The following is a 702-nucleotide window of genomic DNA, read 5'->3' as shown; positions in this document are numbered from 1 at the left end:
GTCGGCTTCCTGGATGCCGGCGATGAACAGCGACAGGCCAGCACCGGCGGCCAGGGTCCGGGTCATGGTCCGGGCAGCGGAGGTGACGGCCTCGGTGCGGGTCTCGAAGCGGGCGGCGAACCCGGAAGCGATGTCGGCGGCACGACCGAACGCCATCAGGGCGGCGGTGCCGGCCAGCAGCGGCCCACCGATGGGGCTGTCGGCGATCTGCCCGACGAGCTCGACGAACTGGGTCAGCACCGGCAGGAGCGCCTCGCCGACGGGGCTCGCGGCCCGGCCCACGGAGATCAGGGTGCTGGCGGTGGTGCCGAGGAGGTCGAGGACGTCGGGGCCGGTGTCGCGGACGTACTCGATGAAGTCGCGGTACCCGTCGGTGGCGGTCAGCTCGGTCGCCCAGTCGGCGAACGCGCGGGTCATGTCCTCGAACCCGAACGTGAAGTCCCGCGACAGGGGCGCGAGGCCGGCCATCAGCTGGCCGAGGCCGACGACGACGTTGCCGGTCGACCGGGCCCAGGAGTCCATCATCGGGACCGTGTCGGAGCGGACGTAGGAGATGAACGCCTCCATGTCGTCACCGACGAGTGCCGCGGCGGCGTCGTCAGCGAGGCGGCCGAGGGTGGCGGCGAGGTCGGAGACGAAGCTGGTGACGGCCGGGACGTCGGTCTGGAGCCGGTCCAGGGCGGACTCGACGCCGGGGAACAG

General features: G+C 72.5%; 1 protein-coding gene. It reads right to left on the bottom strand.

Annotated features, from left to right (window positions below; genetic code table 11):
• The coding region (locus tag M8330_RS21660; protein WP_250829040.1) for a hypothetical protein at positions 1-702 on the bottom strand (702 nt) is incomplete at both ends.

This window comes from Nocardioides bruguierae, from assembly GCF_023656415.1.
GTDB lineage: Bacteria > Actinomycetota > Actinomycetes > Propionibacteriales > Nocardioidaceae > Nocardioides > Nocardioides bruguierae.
This window is presented reverse-complemented; position numbering and strand designations above follow the sequence as displayed.